The 17,395-nt window shown below is 69.5% G+C and carries 15 protein-coding genes and 1 tRNA gene; 7 read left to right on the forward strand and 9 right to left on the reverse strand.

Annotated elements, in window-relative coordinates; all coding sequences use genetic code 11:
* Positions 1-4: 4 nt before the first annotated feature.
* On the reverse strand, positions 5-349 hold the full coding sequence (locus ACIBI5_RS08965) for a hypothetical protein (protein ID WP_397244766.1): 345 nt from the start codon (positions 347-349) through the stop codon (positions 5-7).
* Between the two features lie 169 nt (positions 350-518).
* Between ACIBI5_RS08965 and ACIBI5_RS08970 the strand changes: the two genes are divergently transcribed.
* The 3 genes from ACIBI5_RS08970 (at position 519) to ACIBI5_RS08980 (ending at position 5,530) form a co-directional block, all read left to right on the forward strand.
* The gene (locus ACIBI5_RS08970; protein ID WP_397244768.1) at positions 519-2,801 is read left to right on the forward strand and encodes a serine/threonine protein kinase; all 2,283 of its coding nucleotides are present in this window, start codon (positions 519-521) and stop codon (positions 2,799-2,801) included.
* 72 nt (positions 2,802-2,873) lie between these two features.
* Positions 2,874-4,679, forward strand: a complete 1,806-nt coding sequence (locus tag ACIBI5_RS08975) for a serine/threonine-protein kinase (protein WP_397244770.1) — start codon at positions 2,874-2,876, stop codon at positions 4,677-4,679.
* A gap of 77 nt (positions 4,680-4,756) precedes the next feature.
* On the forward strand, positions 4,757-5,530 hold the full coding sequence (locus ACIBI5_RS08980; protein ID WP_397244772.1) for a hypothetical protein: 774 nt from the start codon (positions 4,757-4,759) through the stop codon (positions 5,528-5,530).
* 87 nt (positions 5,531-5,617) lie between these two features.
* Here ACIBI5_RS08980 and ACIBI5_RS08985 read toward each other — a convergent pair whose 3' ends face one another.
* The 3 genes from ACIBI5_RS08985 to ACIBI5_RS08995 all read right to left on the reverse strand — a co-directional run bounded on the left by ACIBI5_RS08985 (position 5,618) and on the right by ACIBI5_RS08995 (position 8,458).
* Positions 5,618-6,493, reverse strand: coding sequence for an alpha/beta fold hydrolase (locus ACIBI5_RS08985; protein WP_397244775.1), 876 nt, complete (start codon positions 6,491-6,493; stop codon positions 5,618-5,620).
* On the reverse strand, positions 6,490-7,173 hold the full coding sequence (locus ACIBI5_RS08990; protein WP_397244777.1) for a TetR/AcrR family transcriptional regulator: 684 nt from the start codon (positions 7,171-7,173) through the stop codon (positions 6,490-6,492). The genes ACIBI5_RS08985 and ACIBI5_RS08990 overlap by 4 nt, the downstream gene beginning before the upstream one ends.
* 118 nt (positions 7,174-7,291) lie before the next feature.
* Entirely contained in the window at positions 7,292-8,458 is a 1,167-nt protein-coding gene (locus ACIBI5_RS08995) for a hypothetical protein (protein ID WP_397244779.1), read from the reverse strand.
* Positions 8,459-8,580: 122 nt separating this feature from the next.
* On the opposite strand from ACIBI5_RS08995, the gene ACIBI5_RS09000 reads away from it, so the two are divergent.
* Positions 8,581-9,042, forward strand: a complete 462-nt coding sequence (locus ACIBI5_RS09000; protein ID WP_397244782.1) for a hypothetical protein — start codon at positions 8,581-8,583, stop codon at positions 9,040-9,042.
* Positions 9,043-9,094: 52 nt separating this feature from the next.
* On the opposite strand, the gene dnaE is transcribed toward ACIBI5_RS09000, so the two are convergent.
* The 4 genes from dnaE to ACIBI5_RS09020 all read right to left on the reverse strand — a co-directional run bounded on the left by dnaE (position 9,095) and on the right by ACIBI5_RS09020 (position 14,574).
* A complete protein-coding gene (dnaE, locus tag ACIBI5_RS09005; RefSeq protein ID WP_397244784.1) occupies positions 9,095-12,649 on the reverse strand; it encodes a DNA polymerase III subunit alpha in 3,555 nt (1,184 codons plus the stop codon).
* 204 nt (positions 12,650-12,853) lie between these two features.
* Positions 12,854-12,927: transfer RNA gene (locus tag ACIBI5_RS09010), tRNA-Lys, on the reverse strand.
* A 45-nt stretch (positions 12,928-12,972) separates the two neighbouring features.
* The gene (locus ACIBI5_RS09015; RefSeq protein ID WP_397244786.1) at positions 12,973-13,890 is read right to left on the reverse strand and encodes a nucleoside hydrolase; all 918 of its coding nucleotides are present in this window, start codon (positions 13,888-13,890) and stop codon (positions 12,973-12,975) included.
* Positions 13,891-14,181: 291 nt separating this feature from the next.
* Positions 14,182-14,574 (reverse strand): OsmC family protein, encoded by a 393-nt coding sequence (locus ACIBI5_RS09020; RefSeq protein WP_397244788.1) that lies wholly within the window; start codon positions 14,572-14,574, stop codon positions 14,182-14,184.
* Between the two features lie 106 nt (positions 14,575-14,680).
* Between ACIBI5_RS09020 and ACIBI5_RS09025 the strand changes: the two genes are divergently transcribed.
* On the forward strand, positions 14,681-15,451 hold the full coding sequence (locus ACIBI5_RS09025; protein ID WP_397244790.1) for an FAD:protein FMN transferase: 771 nt from the start codon (positions 14,681-14,683) through the stop codon (positions 15,449-15,451).
* Here ACIBI5_RS09025 and ACIBI5_RS09030 read toward each other — a convergent pair.
* Positions 15,448-15,723, reverse strand: coding sequence for a hypothetical protein (locus tag ACIBI5_RS09030; protein WP_397103374.1), 276 nt, complete (start codon positions 15,721-15,723; stop codon positions 15,448-15,450). The genes ACIBI5_RS09025 and ACIBI5_RS09030 overlap by 4 nt on opposite strands.
* 106 nt (positions 15,724-15,829) lie before the next feature.
* On the opposite strand from ACIBI5_RS09030, the gene ACIBI5_RS09035 reads away from it, so the two are divergent.
* Positions 15,830-17,017 carry a cation:proton antiporter gene (locus ACIBI5_RS09035; protein WP_397244792.1) on the forward strand — a complete coding sequence of 396 codons (1,188 nt, stop codon included), beginning with the start codon at positions 15,830-15,832 and terminating at the stop codon, positions 17,015-17,017.
* Entirely contained in the window at positions 17,014-17,388 is a 375-nt protein-coding gene (locus ACIBI5_RS09040) for a phage holin family protein (RefSeq protein ID WP_397244794.1), read from the forward strand. The genes ACIBI5_RS09035 and ACIBI5_RS09040 overlap by 4 nt, the downstream gene beginning before the upstream one ends.
* The last annotated feature ends 7 nt before the right edge of the window (positions 17,389-17,395 follow it).

Raw genomic sequence — 17,395 nt, forward strand, 5'->3', positions numbered from 1 at the left:
GTCGTCAGCCTTCGAAGCGGACCGTCGCGCCCCGGTCGGTGATCGACAGGACGCGGACGTTCAGGCTGTTGATGCCCCCGCTGGCGCCTTCGCCGAGGGTCGTGGCGACGCCGGGTCCTTCCACCCGCACCATGTCCTGGTTGAACGCGTACACCTTGGAGACCCACACCCGGGACAGGCGGTAGCGGGCTGCCACGCGGAAGCTCACCGGCTTCGTGATCGTGATCTTGCACTTTCCGTCGTAGCAGGCGCGCAGGTTCGGCTTCGCCGCGGCGCTCGCCGGGGTGGCGAACGACGCCGCGGCCATCACGGCGGCGAGGGTCAGAGCGGTGATGGTCGTCCGGTGCATGGAAGCCCCTTTCATCGGTTCGGCGAGCCCAGGATGCACCCTGCGCGCCGGGACGGGTCCCCGGTGTGACGAAACCGCCCGGGGACCGGTCCCGAACGCGCGATGCTAAGACCACACCACGCCGGCGCGGGCCGCGGGCGGCACGATTCCGGCGTTCGGAGGGACAGGCGTGGACTCCACGGTCGACTGGTTCTCATCACCGCACGAGGTGATGCGGCAGCTACCCGGCTACCGGATCGTCCGGATCATCTCGCAGACCGCGATGAGCTCGGTCTACCTGGCCGAGGACCTCACGCTCCCGCGCCGCGTGGTGCTGAAGGTGATGAACCCGCACCTGGCCAGGAAGGACCCGAGCTTCCGCGTGCGGTTCACGCGCGAGGTGGCCACCGCGGCCCGCCTGGACCATCCGCACATCGTCCCCGTGTACGCGAGCGGCGACATCAACGGCGCGGTCTACGTCGTGCTCAGGCACGTCAACGGCGGCGATCTCGGCGAGCTGATCCGCACCGGCGGCCGGCTCGACCTCGCGCGCGCGAGGCACATCGTCGGCCAGGTCGCCTCGGCGCTGGACGCCGCCCACCAGGTCGGCCTGATCCACCGCGACATCAAACCGGGCAACATCCTCATCGACACCGCCGACCACGTGTACCTGTGCGACTTCGGCATCGCGAAGATGGAGTCGGCCACCACCCTCACGACCGAGGGGCAGTTCCTCGGCACGATGGACTACGCGGCGCCGGAGCAGTTCAGGTCCGGCCCGATCGACCGGCGCACCGACGTCTACGCCCTGGGCGCGGTGCTGTACCAATGCCTGACCGGCGAGAAGCCGTTCCCGCACCGCGAGCCGTCGGCGGTGCTGTGGGCGCACCTGCACGAGACACCGCCGAAGGTCACCGACCACCGTCCCGACCTCGGCCCCGGCATCGACGGCGTGGTCCAGAAGGCCATGGCCAAGGAGCCGCGCGCCCGCTACGACACCTGCGGCGCCCTGGCCACGGCTCTGGCCGGCCCCGACGCTCCCCGTCCCGTCCGCGCACGCCCGCGCGGGATGGTCTGGGCGGCGCTCGCTCTCGCCGTCGTGGTCGTCACGGTGATCACGCTGATCGCCCGCCCGTGGTCCGACGATCCCGCGGCGCTCGCCCGCGTGCCCGCCGCGCTGCGCGGGACGTGCGAGCGGGCCGGCGACGGCGCGGGCCTGCCGCTGTCGGCCGCGTCGCTGTCGTGCCGGGCGTCGGGGCGGACCGTGCAGATCGGGTTGTACGCCTCCGACTCCGCCCTGGGCCAGGCCTACGACCAGACCCTGCGGCAGGCGGGCGTACCCCGTGCGCAGGGCGACTGCTCGAAGGCGTCGGGCGCCGAGCACCGCTACCCCGGCATCGGCGCTCCCCGTGGCCGGCTGCTGTGTTTCGAGCGGAACGCGGTGACCTGGCTGGTGTGGACCGACGACAAGCACAGGACCATGGCCAGGATGGAGAGCCGCGCCGCCGACGAGCTCAAACTCCAGCAGACCTGGAGCACCTGGACGGAAGCACCGGCCTTCCCCGCTCCGCCGGAGAAGGAGGTCATGCGCCTGATCGGGCAGACGGACTGCGAGCGGGCGATGGCCGGGACGCTCGACCAGTTCCGCGACGTCGTCACCGGCGTGGACTGCGCCTCGGACGAGAAGGGCGCCGACGACGTCTCCTACTACCGCTTCGCCAGCCTGGACGGCCTGCGCCGCAGCCACACCGGCCAGGTCGGCAGGACCAAGGCGCCGGACGCCTTCTGCCCGGACGAGAAGCCCGCGAAGTTCCTGAGCAACTCCACCTACGACAACAAGAGCGCCCACCTCGGCGAGATCCTCTGCTACAAGGACGAGACGCCCACGGTCGAGTGGACCGTCGAGCCGCTGCTCCTGATGGGCAGGGCCACCGGCAAGGACGCGCAGGCCCTCATCACCTGGTGGGAGGAGTCGCGCTCCCCCACCATCGACACGGTGATCGCGGCGGTCAACACGCAGGCCGAGCCGCCCTTCCCGACCGAGCGGGAGAAGAGCCTGCTCGACCGCGTTCCTGCCGCCTCCCGCGTCAACTGCCTGCGGCCGGCGGCTGAGCAGATCAAGAGCAACGTGCCCGGCGCCCAGGTGACGGCGGTGGCGTGCGGCCCCACCTCGGGCGCGGGCGTCGTCTTCTACTACCAGTTCCCCGACGCCGCCTCGATGCGGCGGAACTACCAGGCGATCGCCCCGGCCAAAGGCTCGTGCGACATCGAGTCGCGCACCTTCGTCGGCGAGAACGCGTACTCGGTCGGCGGCAAGACAGCGGGGCGGCTGCTGTGCGGCGAGAGCAGGGCGGGACGGCCCTACCTCTCGTGGACCAACGAGAAGCTGAAGATCCAGGGGTTCGCCTTCAACACCCTCGAACGCGCCGTGCTGCTGAACTGGTGGAAAGAGGACGCCGGACCGATCTCCTGAGCGAAGGCGCTGACTCCAGGCCCATCGCTCGGTAAAGTGCGCAGTGTTCCGTCCCCTCTGAAGGGAACCACGGTGCGCCTGGGCAGGTCGGTCGGCCGTCGGTATCGGCTCACCAACGGTCCCATCCGCAGCAGGACCAGCGAGGTCTGGCTGGCCCGCGACGAGCAGCTCGGGCGGGACGTCGTACTCAAGCGGATGCTGAGCGGGCACGACAGCGTGCGCGGGTTCAGCAGGCTGCGGGCCGAGGCGCGGGCGCTGGCGCGCTTCAACCACCCGCGCATCGTCACGCTCTTCGACGCGGTCCAGGTCGGGCGGGGGCGGCGGGCCACGTCCTGGCTGGTCATGGAGCACGTGTCGGGCGGAAGCCTGAACGGGCGGCAGGCCGTGGCGCCGGAGGTCGCCGCGAGCGTCGGCGCGCAGGTCGCCGACGCGCTGGTGTGCCTGCACGCCGAGGGCATCGTCCACGGCGACATCAAGCCGGGCAACGTCGTGGTGACCGGCGACGGCACGGTCAAGCTCGCCGACTTCGGCGCCGCCTACCGCGTCGGCGGGAACGAGACGATCACCCCGAACAGCGCCATCAGCTACACGCCCGACTACGCCGCCCCCGAGGTCGTTCTCGGGCGGCTGGAGCGGGGCTCGGACGTGTTCTCCCTCGGCGCGATGCTCCACGCGCTCGTCACCGGCTCGCCGCCGGAGCGCGGCCCGAGCGGGCGCGTCCTGCTGACGGCCGATCTCGGGGTGCTGGACGAGGTGCTGCGCGCGATGCTCGCCAAGGAGCCCGGCCTGCGTCCTGACGCCGCGGAGGTGCTGCGCCGGCTCACGGAGATCGCGGGCGGGGCCGTCCTCGATCCCGGCGTGAACGGCGCCGCCGGCTTCCCTTCCGACCAGCGCGCCGACAGCGTCATCCTGGGCACGGTCAGAAAGCACCCGTACCTGACCGGCGCGGCCGCCGCCCTGGTCGCGGCCCTGGCGGGGATCGCGTCCTTCCTGCTGCCGCCGTCGGAGAGAGACGGCAGCGCGCAGGCGATCGGGCCCGCGTCCCTGATCGGCGACCCACGCACGGTCGATCCGTGCGCGCTGACCGAACCCGTCGCGCTGGGCCGCTTCGGCGCCACCGAACTCGACCGGGCCTACGGCAACTTCGACCGATGCGACGTGCTGGTGCGCCCGGACGACGACAGCGTCGTGGACGTCAGGGTCGACTTCAACCACGACCCGGACGCCGAGCCGCCGCCTCCGGCCAGAACCGTGGGACGGATCGGCATCGTGGAACAACCCCCCGAGCGCGACTCGTGCCTGCGGACCCTGCTGCTGGCCGGGGAGAACGACACCAACATCACCGTCACCGCCAAACGCGACGATCCGGGTAAGGCGCCGCTGTGCGCCATCGCCGACGTCGCCACCGGCAACGCCGTCACCGTGCTGAACAACGGGCCGCTGCCCCGCCGTACCCTTCCGGCGCGATCGCTGGCGCACCAGGACGCCTGCGCGCTGCTGCCCGCCGCCGCGCTGGAGGTCATCCCCGGCATCGACGCCAACGAGCCGGACGTCGGGTTCGGCAGCTGGCAGTGCGGATGGGCGAGCACGACCAGCAAGCTCTGGCTCGACGTCCGCTTCGACCAGGGACCACCCCCGAACAGCGCCAACGGCTCCGCCACCATCGTGAACGGCTACCGCACGATCCTGCGCCCCGAGGCGGAGGGCGACGAATCGTGCCTGGCCCAGCTGATCTACCGCACGTACCACGACGACGACGGCCGGGCGGCGGAAACCGTCAACCTGCTCGTCACCGGATCACGTCCGGCCGACCAGCTCTGCCAGTTCGCCCGGCGGCTCACCGCGTCCGCCGCCGCCCGGCTGCCGCACCCGGCCTGAACGCGGCCCGGGACCGGTCCCGAAGCGGGCGGTGGATCCTGACATCCAGTGCCCGTGATGCCCGAAGGAGACGAGCGATGCATTTCCCCGACAGCCTTGCCCGTGGCGTCGCGCCCGTTCGTCCCGGCACGCTGCACGCCCGTACCGTCACCGGCGGCGTCAAGGCCGCACCGCAGAGCGGCGCGGTCGTCAGGTTCGGCAGAGCCGGCAAGCCGGAGGTCGACCTGGGCGTCGGCGAGGACGACCTGCACGTGAGCCGCCGGCACGGCGAGCTCACCTACCGCAGGCGGCAGTGGTGGCTGCGCAACACCGGCCAGCAGCTCGTCCGGCTGCCGCGCGGGCGGTTCCTGCACGCCACGACCGATCCCATCCCGCTGGCCACCGGCTACACGCCGCTGTTCGTGAAGGGGTGCGGCCATCGCGAGCACCTGGTCGAGCTCTACGTGAGCGGCCACGACGACGAGGGCCTGATCCCCCGCGGCCGGGCCGACACGCTGCCGCCCAAGATCTGGCCGCTCGACGACGTCGAACGCCTCCTGCTCGTCATCCTCGGCCGCCGGTACCTGCTCTACGAGGAGAACCCGCGTCCCCTGACGTACCGGCAGGCGGCCGACTACCTGGCCGACATACGCCGGGAGGAGGCCTGGGGCGAGCGCAAGATCGAGGCTAGGGTCGAGACCGTACGGCGTCGCCTGGACGCGAGCGGATTCCCCTTCCCGCTGATCCACGACATGGCGACGGGACGCCCCTGTGACAACAACCTCCTGCACAACCTGCTGAGAGGCCTGGTCGACTCCACGACCCTGGTCCCGACCGACCTCGAACTGGTGGAGGACGCCCCCCACGCCTGACCCGGTGCGCCTTCGCCACCTGTTCAAGCGGCGCGCGTCTCGAGGCCAACGTCCAGGTCATCACTCTGGTCTTCGCCGACCTCGAGATCACCGCGTCACGGTCGCCAGGAAGTCGCGGGCCAGGCGGCTGAACTCCTCCGGCCGGTCATAGGTGACGATGTGCCCGGCTCCGGGCATCGTGACCAGGCGGCTGCCCGGGGCCGCCGCGGCGGCCGCCGCCATCTCGGCGTGGCCGACGAGCGGGTCCCGGTCGCCGCGTACCCAGAGGGTGGGCGTGGTCAGTCCCGGCAGGTCGGGCAGGTAGTTCACGCGCATGGCGAGGGGGCCGTAGGCGCGTACCATCCAGTCGTCCAGCGCGGGCTCGCCGTACTCGGCCTTGGCCGCCGCCTCCTCGGTGGCCAGGGCGAGGATGGTGTCGAAGTCGCGGGTGCCGGCCCCGGCCGTGAGGTTGGCGATCATCGACTCGCGTACCGTCCGGGGGCGGCGGGCCAGGTAGCGGCTGCTCAGTCGCATCACGCCGGGTGTGCGGGTGACCAGCCAGGTGAGGAACTGGGCCTTCCGCCTGGCCCCGAGCCCGCCGGGTGCGATGGCGATCAGGGCGTCGACCCGGTCCGGGTGCTTCAGCGCGTACCCGATCGCGATTCCGGCGCCCAGCGAGATCCCGATGACGGAGACCCTCGGCAGGTTGAGCACGTCGAGCAGGTCGTCGAGGAAGCGGGTGTAGAACGCCTCGTCCAGGACGCCCCGCCACGGACGGCTGCCGCCGTGGCGGGGCAGGTCGATGAGGTACACCCGGTGGTCGGGCGCCAGGTCCGGGACGACGTGCCGCCACACTCCCTGCGCGGTGTCCAGCATCCCGCCGTGCAGCAGCAGCAAGGGCGGGCCCGACCCGCCGGCCCGGTACAGGCGCACGGGGCCGCCGAGGACGGTCAGGTCGGTGTAGGTGTCGAAAACGCCGGTCATGCGGGCTCCTCCAGCCGGCCGAGTTGGTCGTCGAGCCGGGCCAGCAGGGACAGCTGCGCCGCCCGCGCGGCCGCCGGATCGGCGGGCAGGCCGCTCGCCAGCCCGCGCCCGGCCATGTCGGAGAACAGGCCGACGGCCTCCGACAGCTCCCCGGCGGTCATGGCGCCGAAGACGCCGGGCGCGTGGAGCAGGCCCAGCGTGAAGATGGCGAGGACGCGGACGATGCTCTCCGTGGAGAGCGCCGGATCGATGACCCCGGCCCGCTGCAGCTGACCGACGTACTCGCCCAGCCATTGGAACCGGTCGAGATAGCGTTCGTCGCCCACACCGCGCACATGCTCGCCCAGCACCGCCTCGTCCCCCAGGTAGAGCGCGGCCATCAGGGGGTTCGCGAGCGTCGCCTCCACCGCGAACCGGTAGACGGCCGGGAGGTCGACCAGGCCGGGCGCGCTCAGCACCCGCTGATGCACCTGGGCGGTCAGCTCGCGCATGTCGCGGTTCAGTACGGCGGCGAGGATCGCGGCCTTGTCGGCGAACTCCAGGTAGACGGCCCCCTTGCCGATCCCGGCGCGGGCGGCGAGACCGGCGACGGTGGTGTCGGGCCAGCCCTGGTCGAGGATGAGCTGGCGGGCGGCGGCGAGGATGCGCCCCCGCCGGTCCGGAACGAGTGGGCGCGGCATAGTGACCAGAATTGCATGATTGGTCACTACCTCGCAAGGCCGGCCCGGTCCACGGTCCCCGCCGCCAGCCACACGTCGGCGAAGACCGCACCCTTCTCGACGACCACCTTCCCGTTTCTCAGGGAAGCAGGCTCCAGCGCGGGCCGTCGGCGGTGTCCTCCACGCGTACCCCGCCCTCGGCGAGCGCACCGCGCACCGCGTCAGCGGCCTCGAAGGCGCCCTCACACCGGAACTTCTCCCGAACGGCCAGCAGCGGCGGCACGATCCTCGCCACCGCCTGCCGGCCGGTGTGCGCGGCGAGCGAGGCGATCAGCCGCCGCAGCACGTCCCTGGCCTGCAGCGGCCCGCCGTCGTCCTGTTCGGTGTCGGCCGACCAGCCGGCGATGTCCTCCTCCAGCCGCAGCACCGTCCGGGTCGCCGCCGAGACGTCGTCCGCGCTCAACGCCGAGGCGAACGACTCCTCACAAGCCTCGACAATCTCCCCCAGAGTCCGCTGAGCGGCGGCCACCTCCGGAGCCGCCGGCCCGGCGAACCGTCCCTCCCCGCGCAGCAGTTCCCGCAGCTCGGCCAGCGTGGCCGTCGCGCCGGCCGGCAGCACGCTCTGCCCGCCCCGGGTCCGCACCGTGACTCCGCCCCTGCCGGCCACGCGTACCCGCTCATCCACGAGATCGACGACCAGCGCCGTATGCTCGTCGATCCCCAGAATCCCCGTACCGGCGGGAAGCTCACGCTCCATCCGCGACAACCGCCGCTCCCCCAGATAGCAGAAGCGCGTGTCGTGCGTGCCGCCCTCGGCGTTGTCGTAGTGCGGGATGACGACGGCGTTCAGCCCGGCGGGCCCCAGAAGATCAAGCCCTTCCCGCCAGTACGGCTCCGCCCCCACCTTGTAGATCTCATACACCGGCACGGTCACCACCCCGGCCGTGCACGCGGCGGCGGAGGCGAACACCGTGACCCCCTGCCTGGCCCGCACCCGCGCGACCAGATCCGCCGTCGCAGAGCCACCCGCCCACCGGTCCAGCGCGTACGTCGGGCTACCGGGACCGCAGAACACCCAGTCCGCACCCGCGACGACACCGTTGACCTCGACATCCAGGCCGACGCTCCGGGCGAAGTACTGGCAGGCCCGCGCGGAGATCTCCGCGGCGTTCTCCTGAAAGGCATAGGGCGTGTCGAGCAGCACGGCCCGGGGCTTCGGCCCCAGTCCGCCGATCGCGGCGCGATGGACCTCGACCATGGTCGGGCTGGTCTCACCCGAGCCCATCAGCAGCAATACTCCGTGCATCGCGTCCCTCCTCATGTGCCGCGCTTCCAGCGACGCACGGGCGAGCCCCTGCAGCAAGTCCACACCTGCTGATTGGACGCTCCTGCATACTTGTCGCAGATGGTCGGACGACGGGGAGCAACGTGACTGTCTCGGTTGAGGTGCTGATGCTGCTGGCCGACCGCCAGGGCGCGTGGTCATACCGGCGAGCCGCCGCCACCCCCATGCCCGGCGAGGCCCCCGACGAGACCGCCCGGCGGCTCAGCGGCATCCGGGCCGACGACCCCGCCCACGTCGTGCACTCGACCAGCTGGCGCCACCTGCCGGAGCTGGACCAGATCGTGCTCACCTACGCGGTATGCCCCGACCCCGAACCGGACAGCGCCCGCACCCCCCTGAACGACCTGACCATAGCCCGAGGCTCCGCCCCCGCCACCCCGAGCCCGGACCAGATCGAGAACGCGCACGTGGCCGCCCACGCCATCCAGCACCTCGCCTTCCTGCGCACCACCGACCCCGTGGTCGAACGCACGCTGGCGCAGTGGCCGACGATCGCCATGGCCCTGGCCTTCCCCGCCGGAGAACTCGACGACGTCCGCGCGTAGCCCGTCAGGCCCGGACGCTTACCGATCGGGAGCTCCGCCCGGCGCGGGCCGGTTACAGGCTGATCGCCTCCGGCCCGAACAAGGTCTTGATGTCGGCGGCGAACGACGCCTCCGGGTTGACGGAGAACTCCGGCAGCGACAGCAGCACTGTCTTGCCCGACAGGCGTTCCAGATGGATTCTGACCGGCACCTTGCCTTGATGCGCCTTCAGCACGTGCCGCAGTTCCTCGACATGGTGCTGGTTCAGCCGCTCCTCACGCAGTTGCAGCGTGACGGGGTGCCCGCTGTCGCTGGCGATCCCGGAGATGTCGAGCGGGGTCAGGTCGTTGGCGAAGATGCTGATCGCGCCGTCGCGGTTGTTGATCTGACCGCCCACCGACACGACGACGTCGCCGCGCAGCTCCGGCGCGTACAGCTCGTAGTTCTTGGGGAAGAACAGGCACTCGACGGCGGCGTCCATGTCCTCGACCGTGACGATCGCCCACAGGTTCCCGGCCTTGTTGACCCGCTTCTCCACCTTGGTGATCAGACCGCACACGCGCACGTCACCGCGGTCTTCCCGGCCGCTTTCCAGCAGTTCGGCGATGGTGGTGTCGCGGTTGCGCGACAGCAGCCGTTCCGTGCCGGCCAGGGGGTGATCGGAGACGTACAGGCCGAGCATCTCGCGTTCGAAGTCGAGCTTGGTCTTCTTGTCCCATTCCATGTCGGGCACCGCGATGGAGAACGAACTCTCCTCGTCGCCGCTTTCCGCGAAGGAGCCGAACAGCGAGTCCTGGCCGTGGGCCTCGTTCTTCTTGATGTCGATGACGGAGTCGACGGCCTGTTCGTGCACCAGCAGCAGGCCCTTGCGGGGATGGTCGAGGGAGTCGAAGGCCCCGGCCTTGATCAGGGATTCGACGACGCGCTTGTTGCACACGACCAGCGGCACCTTGTCGAGGAAGTCGTTGAAGTCGCCGTAGGTGGCCTTCTTGCGGCCCTTGACGATGCCCTCGACGACGTTCTCCCCCACGTTACGGACGGCGCCCAGACCGAAGCGGACCTTGTCCTCGCCGACGGCGACGAAGTCCTGCATGGAGTCGTTGACGTCGGGGGCCAGCACCTGGATGCCCATCTTGCGGCACTCGGCCAGATAGACCGCCGCCTTGTCCTTGTCGTCACCGACCGAGGTGAGCAGCGCGGCCATGTACTCGGCCGGGTAGTTCGCCTTGAGATAGGCGGTCCAGTACGCGACCAGGCCGTACCCGGCGGTGTGGGACTTGTTGAAGGCGTAGCCGGAGAACGGGAGCATGACGTCCCACAGCGCTTGGATCGCGTCGTCGGAGAAGTTGTTGTCGCGCATGCCGGACTGGAAGTTGACGAACTCCGCGTCCAGGATCTCCTTCTTCTTCTTGCCCATGGCGCGGCGCAGCAGGTCGGCGCCGCCGAGGGTGTAGCCGGCCAGTTCCCGGGCGATGGCCATGATCTGCTCTTGGTAGACCAGCAGATGGAAGGTCGTACCGAGGATCGGCTCCAGCGCTTCCTTGAGCTCGGGGTGGATCGGCTCGATGTCCTGGCGGCCGTTCTTGCGGTGGGCGTAGTTGGTGTGGGCGTTGGCCGCCATCGGGCCCGGCCGGTAGAGCGCGAGCACCGCGGCGATGTCCTCGAACCGGGTCGGCTCCATCAACTTCAGAAGCTGGCGCATGGGGCCGCCGTCGAGCTGGAAGACGCCGAGGGTGTCGCCTCGCGCCATCAGCTTGTAGGTGGTCGCGTCGTCCAGCGGCATGCTCAGCGTGTCGAGCTTCACACCCCGGTTCTGTTCGATGATCTTGATGGCGTGATCGATGATGCCCAGGTTCCGGAGACCCAGGAAGTCCATCTTGATCAGGCCCATTTCCTCGCACGAGGGATAGTCGAACCCGGTGATGACCACCTTGTCCTTGTCCCGCATGTGCATCGGAATGAGCTCCAGCAGCGGCGCCGACGACAGGATGACCGCCGCGGCGTGCACGCCCGTGCCCCGGATCAGGCCCTCGATGCCCAAGCCGGTGTCGACGACCTTCTTCACGTCCGGATCGGTCTCGTACAGCGCGCGAATCTCCGTGCCCTCGGCGTAACGAGGGTGCTCCTCGTCGAACAGCTTGGCCAGCGGAACACCCTTGCCCATGACGTCCGGCGGCATCGCCTTGGTGATCTTGTCGCCGACCGCGAACGGATAGCCCAGGATGCGTGAGGCGTCCTTGACCGCGGCCTTCGCCTTGATGGTGCCGAAGGTGTTGACCTGCGCGGTCATCTCCGTGCCGTACTTGTCGGTGACGTAGCGCACCATCCGGTCGCGCTGGCGGTCGTCGAAGTCCAGGTCGATGTCGGGCGGGCTGATGCGCTCGGGGTTGAGGAAGCGCTCGAACAGCAGGCCGTGCTCCAGCGGGCACAGTTCGGTGATGCGGGTGGCGTAGGCCACGATCGAGCCGGTGGCGCTACCACGCCCCGGGCCCACGGCGATGCCGTTGTCGCGGGCGTACTTGCAGATGTCGGCGACGACGAGGAAGTAGCTGGAGAACCCCAGCGGGCCGATGATCTTCATCTCGGTCTCGTAGCGCTCCATCACCTCCGCGGGGATCGGGGAGCCGTAGCGCATCTCCAGGCCGCGCTCGACGTCCTTGCGCAGCCACGACTCCTGGGTCTCGCCCTCGGGCACGTCCGGGAACTGCGGCATCCGGTCGACGTAGGTGAACACGTCGCCGTAGTCGCCGACCATCTCGGCGACCAGCAGCGTGTTGTCGCAGCCTTCCGGCAGCTCGGAGAACAGGCTGCGCATCTCGGACGCGGACTTCAGGTAGTAGCCGGAGCCGTTGAACCGGAAGCGGTTAGGGTCGTCCTTGTTCTTGCCCACGCCCACGCACAGGAGGCTGTCGTGGGCGTCGGCCTGGTCCTCGGTGACGTAGTGGCTGTCGTTGGTCACCAGCAGCGGGATGCTGAGCTGTTTGGCCAGCCGCAGCAGGTCCTCGCGGACGTCCCGTTCGATGTCGATGCCGTGGTCCATCAGCTCCAGGAAGTAGTTCTCCTTGCCGAACATGTCCTGGTAGTCCGCGGCGACCTTGACCGCTTCCTCGTACTGGCCGAGCCTGATCCGGGTCTGCACGGCGCCGGAGGGACAGCCGGTGGTGGCGATGATGCCCTCGGCGTGGTTCGAGATCAGCTCACGGTCCATGCGAGGCTTGGAGTAGTAGCCCTCGAAGGACGCCAGCGACGACAGCCGGAACAGGTTCCGCAGGCCCTGGGCGTCCTTGGCCCACATGGTCATGTGGGTGAACCGGCCACCGCCGGAGACGTCCTTGCCACCCTCGGCGTCGGCGACACCGGTCTCGGCCCTCGCCCCCCAGAACACCGGCTTCTTCACGAACCGGTTCTCCGGCGCCACGTACGCCTCGATGCCGATGATCGGCTTGACCGGGCCGCCCTTGGCTGACTGATAGAACTCGTACGCGCCGAACATGTTGCCGTGATCCGACATCGCGATCGCCGGCATCTCCAGCCGAGCAGCCTCGGCGACCAGCGGCTTGACCTTCGCCGCGCCATCCAGCATCGAATACTCAGTGTGTACGTGAAGATGCACGAACGAGTCGCTCACCTGGTCCCCTTGCCTTGCGCTCCGCCCACTACCCGCACGAGCCTATTCCGTCTTCTGAGGCTGCTGGGGCATTGCACGCAACCGGTAAATACCTGTTGCGTAACCACGGCACCGATGCGCCGGCACAGCCTCGCGGCCTGGCACCAGGGTTTCACAGAAACCAAGAAGCCCCAGTTCAGCACAGTGAACTGGGGCTTCGGTCGGTGCGCCGCCAGGGACTCGAACCCCGGACCCGCTGATTAAGAGTCAGCTGCTCTAACCAACTGAGCTAGCGGCGCTTGCGACACAGGTAACTGTAGCAGCCACCAAGACCACCACGCACATCACCCAAGCCGCCCCGCCAACCTTCCATAAGAGGTGATCATCAGGTCCCAGAACCGGTCGACATCCAGGTGGGTGGCCACCCGCGTGTTGGGAGTGGGCGAGTCGAAGTCGGTGACGGTCATGCCGGTGGTGTAGTGGCCGGCGGTCTCCACGCGTACCTCGGCGGGGGTCAGCGTGAGGAGGGTGGGGTCGATGACGTGGGCCACGGCGACCGCGTCGTGGAGGGCGGGCCCGGTCTCGGCGGTGACCGGGGCGTAGGACCGGACGCTGGGGAGGATGAGCGAGGACAGGCGGCCCAGGTCGCGCATCCGGTCGAGTACCCGGGTGGTGACGCGGGCGGTCAGGGTGACGTCCAAGCCCACCTGGGTGACGGTCCAGCCGGCGTTGAAGGCGATGGTGGCGGCCTCGGGGTCGGTGAGGATGTTGAACTCGGCGGCGGGGTTGTGGTTGCCGCGGGTGTACGAACCGCCCATGACCACGAAGTCCCGGACCCAGTCCACGATTCCGGGTTCTCTGCGGACGGCCAGGGCGATGTTGGTCAGCGGGCCGGTGGCCACGAGGGTGATCTCGCCGGGGTTGTCGCGGAGGGCGGAGATGATGAAGTCGACGGCGTGGCCGCCGGCGACGGCGCGAACCGCCGGAGGGAGTACGGCGTCGCCCAGCCCACCGGCGCCGTGCACGTGAGCGGCGTCCATGGGACCCCGGACCAGGGCGCCGGAGCAGCCGGGGACCACGGGGACGTCGCCGAGGTCCAGGAACTCGCGCAGGGCGAGGGCGTTGGCGGTGGTCAGGTCCAGGCCGACGTTGCCGCCCACGGTGGTGATGCCGCGGAGGTCGAGGGCGGATCCGGCCGCCAGGGCGAGCGCGAGGGCGTCGTCGATGCCGGGGTCGCAGTCAATCAGCATGGAAACTGTCACAAAAACCCAGCGTATGGGTGTTTGTCAGCAAAAATCGCCACACAGGGCTCAAGACGTGAATCGGGGCCGGAGCAGCTTCCCCCAAAGCTACCCCGGCCCCGATATATGGCGGTCCAGGCCGGTACCTTCCCCCGAAGCACCGGCGGTCCCGCACTGCAGACGACGGTCCCCCTCCGCGTCCGCATCGGTAAAGGTCTGCAAGTCAGTCGCAGGACTCTTGACCTGCTTCGACACTACAGAGGCGAATGCAACGGACGCGTCATATAGGGGTCGAATGTCTCCCCAAAAGGGCTAGGGAAGCTCCAAACGGACCTCAGTACCTTCAGACAACGACCGGCTCACCGTGCAGTACTTCTCGTGCACCCGATGGGCCACCGCGCGGTACACCTCGTCGGCCTTCTCCGACGGCACCTCCACGTCGTAGGTGACGGTCACCGGCCCGAGCAGATTGGGCTGCACCTTCTCCGACTCGACGGTCATCGCCAGCCGGATGAGCTGCTGCCCCCGCTGAGCCGTGAGCGGTTCGACGGTGACGATGTTGCATCCGCCCACCGCCGCCAGCAGGAGCTCCACGGGGCTGAAGACGCCGTCCTCGTCGCCGCCGCCGATCCGCACCTCGGCCCCGCGGGCGTTGGTCGCCCGGAACCCGCCGTCATCTGTCCGCTCAACACGCACGTTTGCCATGCCTCAGACCCTACTCACGCGTACCTGAAGCCAGGGCACCGGCAAAGCGCTTAGGTCCGCCATACGCCCGTTATGAAAATGTGTCCTCCCGAGGAAGGAGCCCCACATGACGTTCCCTGGATCCGCACGCACGGAGACGGTACTGAACACCTCCGTCAATGTGGACATCCGCACGGCATTGCCCCAGCGTGAGCTGGTTCCCATGTTGGACAACGCTTTCGCCTGGCTGCGCTGGGTGGACCGGACGTTCGACCCCTTCGACGAGGAGAGCCAGATCGCCCGGCTCAACGCGGGCAGGACGATCGAGCAGGTGCCGGAGTTGATCGAGGTTCTGCACCGGTGTGACGAGATGGCCGAGGCGACGGACGGGTGGTTCGACTCGCGGATCGGCGGGGTCCTGGACGTCTCGGGCTACATCAAGGGCTGGGCGGTCGAACGGCTCTCGCGGGCGCTGGCCGGCGCCGGTGCGGTGGACCACCGGATCACCGCGGGCAGGGACATCCGGGTACGCGGATCCTCACTGCCGGGGCGGCCGTGGCGTGTGGGCATCCGCGACCCGCGCACCAACGCGGTGCGCCGCATGGTCTTCGCCAACGACCTGGCCATCTCCACCTCGGGTCAGACCCGCGTGGTCGATCCCCGCACGGGTGAGGCCCAGCACGCGCTCGGCTCGGTGACGGTGATCGGCCCGGATCTGAGTACGGCCGACGCGTTCGCCACCGCCATGTACGCGATGGGCCCGGTCCGCGCCCGCCGCTTCGCCGTCGATCTCGCGGCGGCCGAGCCGTACGAGGTGATGATCGTCACGCGCGGCGGGCGCTCGGTGAGCACGCCCGGCTTCGCCCTGTACGGCACGCCGACGGAACTCGCCGGCTAAGCCTCCGGATGCTGGGTGAGGTAATCGATATAGACAGGTTTGAGCGCCTCTCCCAGGTCCCCTTCACCCGCGGCGAGGGCGTCGCTGAGCAAGGCCGAGACGCGGCTGAGGTCGTTGGCGGTCTCCCCGTCGTGACCGCTGGCCGCCTCGGCCGCCGGGATCACCTTGAGCAGGTTCCAGAGAAACCCCAGGTCTCCATGGCGTACCGCGTAGCGCACCGCACGCTCGTGCAGTTCGCTGGCCGGCAACGACTCCAGTTCCTTCGCGTCCATCTCGCTCCCTTCCCCCCCTTGCACCGCTCTTCCCCATCCTGGGCCTGCATAACGCCAACAGTCCGGCGAGTGACTACATGGAGTGACGGGTGGGCACATAGCGTGCATGATCACTGTTCTGATCATCGTCCTGGCCGCCGCGATCTCGCCGATCGTCGCCCACGCGCTCGGCCGGTTCGTCCGGGTGCCGAACGTGGTGCTGGAGATCCTTCTCGGCGTCCTGTGCGGCCCGGTGGTGCTCGGCTGGATCACGACCGACGGCGTCATCGAGACGATCTCGCAGTTCGGGCTCTCCATGCTGATGTTCATGGCCGGCTACGAGATCGAGTTCGCCCGGATCAAGGGCCGGCCGATCAGGCTGGCGATCTACGGCTGGTTCACCTCGCTGGCGCTCGGGCTGCTCGTGGCGGTGGCGACCAACGGCTTCACGCTGGCCGCCCAGGTGATCGGGCTCGCCCTGTGCACGACCGCGCTCGGCACGATCCTGCCGATGGTGCGGGACGCGGGCGCGCTGCCCACGCCCTTCGGCAGCCGGGTGCTGGGGATCGGGGCGCTCGGGGAGTTCGGCCCGATCGTGGCCATGGCCTTCGTCTTCTCCGAGGACGAGCGCTGGCACACGATCGCGCTCATCGCGCTGTTCACCGTCATCGCGATCATCGCGGCGGCGATGGCCGCCCGGCCGCGGCACCCGCTGCTGGCGCGGCTGGTCGCCGGCACGATGGGCAGCAGCGGCCAGCTCGCGGTGCGCATCGTCATGTTCGTGCTGATCGCGATGATCGCCGCCGCGTCGGCGTTCGGCCTGGACGTGCTGCTCGGCGCGTTCGCGGCGGGCATCGTGGTACGGCTGGCGGTCGCCTCGGGCCCGGAGGCAGAGGAACACATGATCTCCTCCAAACTCGACGCGATCGGCTTCGGCTTCCTCATCCCGTTCTTCTTCGTGGTCAGCGGCGCCAACCTGGACCTGAAGGCGTTGTTCACCGACCCGCGCAGCCTGCTGCTGATCCCGATCTTCCTTCTCGCGTTCCTGCTGGTACGCGGGCTGCCCACGTACCTGCTGCATCGGCGCGACCCCGACCTGCGGCCCGGCGAGCACAAGGCGCTGGCGCTGTTCGCCGCGGCCGGTCTGCCCCTGATCGTGGTGATCACCAACACCGGCGTGCAGCAGGGCGCGATCAGCTCGGCGCACGCCGCCGCGATGGTCACCGCCGGCGTGTTCAGCGTCATGATCTATCCCCTGGTGGCGCTGCGCCTCTACCGAACGGCCCTCAAGGAGTGCGAGGATCTATCAGCGTGATATTCATCTTGAGAACCCTGGCGGCCGCGGTCGCCCTGTGGGTCGCCACACAACTGCTCCCCGGCATCACGGTCAGCACCGACACCACGGCGAAGTACTGGGGCACGCTCGTCGTGGTCGCCCTCATCTTCGGCCTGATCAACGCGATCGTGAAGCCCATCGTCAAGATGCTGGGCTGCGCGGTGATCGTGCTGACGCTGGGGCTCTTCCTCCTGGTGATCAACGCGGCGATGCTGCTGCTCACCAGCTGGATCGCCGGGCAGCTCGACGTTCCGTTCCATGTGGACGGCTTCGTCACCGCGCTCATCGGCTCGGTCATCATCAGCGTCGTGAGCTGGCTGCTCAGCCTGGTCATCCCCGACGGCGACTGATCACACC

It is taken from the genome of Nonomuraea sp. NPDC050540 (assembly GCF_044457485.1).
Classification (GTDB): domain Bacteria; phylum Actinomycetota; class Actinomycetes; order Streptosporangiales; family Streptosporangiaceae; genus Nonomuraea.

Coding starts and splice junctions, on each gene's coding strand:
- ACIBI5_RS09025 (WP_397244790.1), top strand. CDS start 14,681: ATGACGTTCCCTGGATCCGCACGCACGGAGACGGTACTGAACACCTCC.
- ACIBI5_RS08995 (WP_397244779.1), bottom strand. CDS start 8,458: ATGCACGGAGTATTGCTGCTGATGGGCTCGGGTGAGACCAGCCCGACC.
- ACIBI5_RS08985 (WP_397244775.1), bottom strand. CDS start 6,493: ATGACCGGCGTTTTCGACACCTACACCGACCTGACCGTCCTCGGCGGC.
- ACIBI5_RS08990 (WP_397244777.1), bottom strand. CDS start 7,173: ATGCCGCGCCCACTCGTTCCGGACCGGCGGGGGCGCATCCTCGCCGCC.
- ACIBI5_RS08965 (WP_397244766.1), bottom strand. CDS start 349: ATGCACCGGACGACCATCACCGCTCTGACCCTCGCCGCCGTGATGGCC.
- ACIBI5_RS09030 (WP_397103374.1), bottom strand. CDS start 15,723: ATGGACGCGAAGGAACTGGAGTCGTTGCCGGCCAGCGAACTGCACGAG.
- ACIBI5_RS09020 (WP_397244788.1), bottom strand. CDS start 14,574: ATGGCAAACGTGCGTGTTGAGCGGACAGATGACGGCGGGTTCCGGGCG.
- ACIBI5_RS08980 (WP_397244772.1), top strand. CDS start 4,757: ATGCATTTCCCCGACAGCCTTGCCCGTGGCGTCGCGCCCGTTCGTCCC.
- ACIBI5_RS09035 (WP_397244792.1), top strand. CDS start 15,830: ATGATCACTGTTCTGATCATCGTCCTGGCCGCCGCGATCTCGCCGATC.